The following is a 275-nucleotide window of genomic DNA, read 5'->3' on the forward strand; positions in this document are numbered from 1 at the left end:
GTGTTGTGAATATTAAAGAGGTTCTCACTGCGTGCATTAGCGGTGAATGTTCTACAAGTGATACGATCGAAAAATTTGTGAATCCGATTATTCATGTGATTGAAACGGTTCCTGTTCATGATTTACTGCTAAAAATGCAGCGTGAACGTGTACACATGGCAATCTTATCAGATGAATATGGCGGTACAGCAGGTCTTGTTACTGTTGAAGACATCCTTGAAGAAATCGTCGGTGAAATTCGTGATGAATTCGATATTGATGAAATCAACGAAGTG

General features: G+C 38.9%; 1 protein-coding gene. It reads left to right on the plus strand.

Going from position 1 to position 275, the window contains the following annotated elements; all coding sequences use genetic code 11:
- Positions 1–275, plus strand: a 275-nt coding sequence (locus SB775_RS29205; protein WP_410864721.1) for a CBS domain-containing protein, incomplete at both ends; no start/stop codon positions are given.

The sequence above is a fragment of the Peribacillus sp. SIMBA_075 genome, assembly GCF_046534585.1.